This window comes from Prevotella sp. MGM2 (genome assembly GCF_002933955.1).
GTDB lineage: Bacteria > Bacteroidota > Bacteroidia > Bacteroidales > Bacteroidaceae > Alloprevotella.
In genome coordinates, this window is sequence record NZ_BEWW01000105.1 from 1 (window position 1) to 5,368 (window position 5,368).

General features: G+C 50.4%; 4 protein-coding genes. All 4 read right to left on the reverse strand.

What is annotated here, in order from left to right; genetic code table 11:
- Nucleotides 1-221: 221 nt before the first annotated feature.
- The 4 genes from C5S62_RS02340 to rsmG all read right to left on the reverse strand — a co-directional run bounded on the left by C5S62_RS02340 (nucleotide 222) and on the right by rsmG (nucleotide 5,067).
- Entirely contained in the window at nucleotides 222-2,285 is a 2,064-nt protein-coding gene (locus tag C5S62_RS02340; RefSeq protein ID WP_223301110.1) for a TonB-dependent siderophore receptor, read from the reverse strand.
- A gap of 188 nt (nucleotides 2,286-2,473) precedes the next feature.
- Entirely contained in the window at nucleotides 2,474-3,517 is a 1,044-nt protein-coding gene (locus C5S62_RS02345; protein WP_104403898.1) for a CNNM domain-containing protein, read from the reverse strand.
- Between the two features lie 195 nt (nucleotides 3,518-3,712).
- Nucleotides 3,713-4,369: an MBL fold metallo-hydrolase gene (locus tag C5S62_RS02350; RefSeq protein WP_104403900.1), complete on the reverse strand. Its 657-nt coding sequence runs from the start codon at nucleotides 4,367-4,369 to the stop codon at nucleotides 3,713-3,715.
- 65 nt (nucleotides 4,370-4,434) lie between these two features.
- Complete coding sequence (rsmG, locus tag C5S62_RS02355; protein ID WP_104403899.1) at nucleotides 4,435-5,067, reverse strand: 16S rRNA (guanine(527)-N(7))-methyltransferase RsmG; 633 nt, start codon at nucleotides 5,065-5,067, stop codon at nucleotides 4,435-4,437.
- Nucleotides 5,068-5,368: the final 301 nt, after the last annotated feature.

Here is a 5,368-nt window from a genome sequence, read left to right on the forward strand (position 1 = left end):
GATTTATGGCCTGGGAAAATGTAATGAAAAGGTGAATATGTTAAAGTCGGAAAGGCTCTAAAGTTGTCAAAATACTTGTCTGAGGCAGGAGTGTCAGGAAAATAAAAAAGGCCAGCTTCACCGGGTAAAAGCTGACCTTTGAGTTTTTTGTTGTTCTTAATCAGAACTGTTTTTTACTTTCTCTCTCTCACATTTGAAATCCCGGTAAAAAAATCGGAGTGTTACAAACGAACCTTGGCCCCGGCCATCAACATAAAGCCCGGCTGGCGCACGTTTGACAAATCGTAATAACGGTGTGACGTGAGGTTGGTCAGATCACAAAACAAGTCATAACGGCGTATGTTCCATTGCAGGCGGCAGTCAAGCAGCGCATGTGCGCCATAAGGTTGCAGCTGGCCGGTGGACTGCCCGTCAAGATAGAGCAGATAGGCGCCTTCACGCTGTTGGACACGTAGCGTCCAGGAAGCCGAGAGCCCACCAATAATCCGGTGTGAGAGCGTAGCTGTGAACTTGTGGCGCAGATATTCCAAGGCGTAGTTCGACTTATAGTAGTCTTCGCCTGAACGGCGGTGCTGGTAGAGATAGGCATAGGCCACCGTGAGACGGCGTAGCGGCTGTTTGCGGCCCAGCCATTCGTCACAGTTGATAACCGCCGATGCCGAGGCTCCCATGTTGTCAAGCTCAAAGCTCGTGGCATGGTAGATGTCCTCAGGAGAGCGCATCACCCAGTCTATCATGTTCGTGCCACGGTTGAAATGCAAGCTCACACCGGCCTCTACCACACGTGACGTGTAGTCTGCTCCGGCTCTGAACGATGAGCATTCCTCGGGACGGAGGTCAACGTTGCCTTCCTGAGTGGGACTTTTGTACCATAGGTCCGTAAAGGTGGGCAGGCGCATGGAATTGTTCCACGAAGCGTAGAGCCGCCAGCTGGCAACGGGACGGAAACTCACATCTACTCCAGGGTAGAACCGGAAACCGCGGCCTACTGATGTATTGCGGTCGGCTATCACACCGGCAGACAATGTCCAGCGCCGGAGTAAGACGTTATGCTCCATAAAGTAGCTGACATTGGTACGGGCATCGTGGCGGGTGTAGAAAATACCTTCCTCGCCACGCACGGGGAAATGGAGTGAAGGCTCCATCTCACGTCCGAGGCTCGAGCTGTAAATGCCTTCTTCGCGTATTTCCGCTCCGATAGCGGTACGGCCTAGCCGCCATGCAGTCCATGCGCCTAAACCGGCGGTATAGACATCGCTGCGGTGAAAATTCTCTCCTGAGGGCGTATTGCGCACCAACTGGTAATGATCGGCATTGCGCAGCCACGACAAATAGGGCGTCAGTCTGACTTTGCCTTTAGTTTCGGCTTTAACCGAAATAAGATAGCGGCGCAATGACTCCCACTGGTTAGGATAAGCGGCAGAATAAAAAGTGTTGGCACCGAAGTCATTGGCCGTCATGCCGGCCTGAGCGTCCAGCCTGAACGCACTGTCCTCATAACGTCCTTGCCAAAACATCTTGCCACCGGCGAAATCTCCATTCTTCACCGCTCCGTCTGAACGCTGGAAACTGCCGCTGACCGAAGTCTGCAAACGGGGAGATAAAGACCACGCCGACCGTGCCGAAGCCATAATCGTGCCATAACTGCCACCTGACACACTTGCCTCAAGAGGCGAGCCGCCGTTTCGTGTAATCACGTTGATGGCCCCGCTGAACGCCTGGCTGCCATAAAGGCGCGAAGCTGCTCCTTCAAGCACCTCGATACGCTCTATGTCATCAATGTTAAGGGGGAAATCGGCCGCATTATGGCCTGTCTGTGGATTATTGACGGATATGCCGTTGACAAGAATAGCAATTTGGTCAAAGGTTCCGCCATTAATGCTTATGTCCGTTTGAATACCAAACCCACCGCGTTGCCGGACATCTACTCCCGCGGTCAGTTTAAGAACGTCGTTAATACTCGTGACACCCGCCGCAGCAAGATCACTGCGGGTCAGTGTGGTCACCTGTCGGGCAGCCAGGCCGGCACCCAATGGAGCGCGCGAGGCGGATACAACAGCTTCGCCCAGCAATAGGGCTGAATCGGTATCCTCGGCTTTCACCGTCACAGAGTCGTCGGCAGCGGCATTGGTGCAATAAGCGGATTGCGCCGCCAAACATGGCACAGCGCTGCCCAAAGTGGCAACACCAAGCACACCAATACGCACCTCGCGTCCCAGACATGCAAAGAGAGCATATCCCTTACGGCTGAAATGACAGAAAGTCACCGGCGCTTCCTTTTTCAATAATGTTTGTGGAAACATGTAATTGTTAAATATAAAATTAATATGAAGGAAAGAGAGAAAGTCATATCGTTAAAACGGTTCAGGCAACGGTAAGCCTGAACCGGCAGTAGTCCTTATTATATAGGGAATACAGGAATTTCGGTTGTGTAAAGACCCTATGGCTTCTGAAACCTTCATAGGTCGACTTCTTAGAGCTGTTCTTGTTGCTCCTGCTGTTCCTGCCACTTTTCACGTGCCAGTTCCTGCATGTCGGTTACGGTGTCTTTTTCGTCGACTATTTCCGTGCCGAGCATCGTCTCTATGACGTCTTCCATGGTTACAATGCCACGGAAACAGCCGTATTCGTCTATGATGACGGAAATGTGCTCTTTCTTTGCCAAAAGCTTTTCCCATACATCGGATACCGACTCGGTTTCGGAGAAAGTGAGTACAGGGCGCAGGATGTCGGAAAGACGCATGTTGAACTTATCTTCCGAGAGTTTCTCGAGAATGGTCTGACGCAGCACGTAACCTATGATGTAGTCATCGTTCTCGATATTGTAGACCGGTATGCGGGAATAACTTCGGAAAGCGTCATTTTTGTAGAATTCCCCGAGTGTCATGCTTTCTTCAGCCATTTCGACCACAGAACTGGGCGTCATTATTTCGCGGGCGGTAATGTCGTCGAGTTTGAGCAGGTTCTGTATCATGCGGTTCTCCTTTTTTTCAAACACGCCTTCTTCCGCTCCCACTGTGACCATGGCCGATACTTCTTCGCGACTGACACTGACGGCTTGTTTCTTGCCTGCAAAGATGCGGGTAACTAGTTCGGATAGTACCACCAGCGGGTAGGTTATGAACACGAGCATGTGTATGACCCGCGCAGCCGGAATGGCTATTTGCCGCCAATAGGCGGCGCCGATGGTCTTGGGTATTATTTCGGAGAGAATGAGGATGAGCAGCGTCAGTATGGCTGATGTTGCGGCAAAGTATTCGTTGCCGAATACTTCAAGAGATTGTGCTCCCACGCCGGCCGCACCTACCGTGTGGGCTATCGTGTTGAGTGAAAGAATGGCTGAGATGGGCCGGTCGATGTTCTGTTTGTACTTTTTGAGCAGCGCCGCGCCTTTCTTTCCCTCTTGTTCAAGCATGGAGATAAACGACATGGGCGACGAGAGCAGTACGGCTTCGAGTACGGAGCACATGAAAGAGATGCCCAACGCCACAAAAAGATATAAAAATAAAAGTGCCATATATAATTAAAGTGTGATACAATACCCGTGTAAATGCAGCGCCTCTGCGCAGGTAAGGAGGGTGGTTTTCATCGTTGTTTGCCGGTGAAGGCGGTGCAAAGATAGTGCAAATGAGCGGAATACGGAAATCTAAGCTATGGGTTTTTGCTTTTCATCCTCTTTTAGGTGATGCCATAGCGCTTGTTTACGCCTCATTTATTGCAGGTAATAGTTTTCCTGTCGCTCTTCGCCAACGGTAGTGGCGGGGCCGTGTCCGGAATAGACTGTGGTGTCGGCTGGCAATGCGTTGACTATTTTGTCTTTCAGGGCTTTAACGAGTGTTGGTTCACTGCCGCCTGGAAGGTCGCACCGGCCGATTTCGCGCCGGAACAGGCTGTCGCCGCTGAGCAGTATGCCGGCTTCGGGGCAATAAAAGCATACACCGCCGGGAGTGTGTCCCGGTGTGGCAATGATACGAAGCGTGTGTGTGCCGAAGGTGATGACATCGCCTTCGGTAAATGTTGTTCCTGGTTCCGGCAGTGAGAGTGGCAGGTCACGATGAAGAAACTGCCGCATTTGCTCGCCGGAATGGCGATAAGTGTCCACTTCGTCAACGCACATCTCGGGCAGAATGCCATAAGTATCGTGAATGAACTGAACGCCGAAGACGTGGTCGAAATGCCCGTGTGTACACAGGAGATGCCTCACGTCAAGCTGCTGTTCTTCCACATATTGGCGGATGGCAGCCTGTTCTTCTGGGAAAAAGGCGCCGCAGTCTACAATAACGGCCTCGCGCGTGGCATCGCTCAGCACATAGCAATTCTCTTCTATGAAATTGACCGTGAAGGTTTTGAGTGTCAAGTTGTTTGTCATGTCATTTCGTTGTTTTCTGAGGCAATGCCGGCGCGCAGGTCGCAGGCATTGCCAAGAGGGTTTCTTCATAGAGCCACGTAGGCCACTTTTTTAGTTTGGAAAAATTCGTCCTTAAAGAAATCTCCAAGGTCCCATGTTTCACTTTTGTGCTTGAAAGGGCGTAATTCTTCGTGCAGGTCGCCGCCTTTGAGACATATCACGCCGTTGGGCAAGGCGTTGCGTCCTTTGCGGTGAACGTTCTTGCTGACGAGTTTTACCAGTTCCGACAAATTCATTACGGCTCTCGATACGACAAAGTCGAATTTTTCCTTTTCCTCCATTACGTTGCGGTGTACTGCTGTCACGTTTTCCAATTCTATGGCCTCGGCCACAGCTGTGGCCACTTTGATTTTTTTTCCGATGCTGTCTACCAGATGAAACCGGCATTCCGGAAAAAGTATGGCCAAGGGGATGCCCGGAAAACCTCCTCCTGTCCCCACATCCATGATGGTGGTTCCCGGGCGGAAGTTAATAACCTTGGCTATGCCCAACGAATGGAGCACGTGATGGGCATAAAGGTGGTCGATGTCCTTACGCGAGATGACATTGATTTTGGCATTCCAATCTCGGTAAAGAGCATCGAGAGCGTCGAATTGCCGACATTGTGTGTCGGTCAGTCCGGGAAAATAATCGGAAATCATTTTTGAAGTTTCGGGCATAACAGGATGTTTCTTGGTTTAAATATTGAGGGCAATACGGGGCAGATGCCGTGAAATATTTGTTTTTCAACAATGTATAGTCACGCTTACCATTGTATTTTCGTACTTGCTGCACAAAGGTACGCTTTTTAAGTCAAACAAACGTGAAATATATATCCAAAGCCGCAAATAGGGAATGGATGGGGAATGAAAATCCTTTTCCATTATCAGGAATGGCTGTTTGACTTTAACATTTTTAACCTTTCGAAACATTTTCAGGACATGAAATACAGGCCGTAACAGGGAGAATATGAAAAGTCCG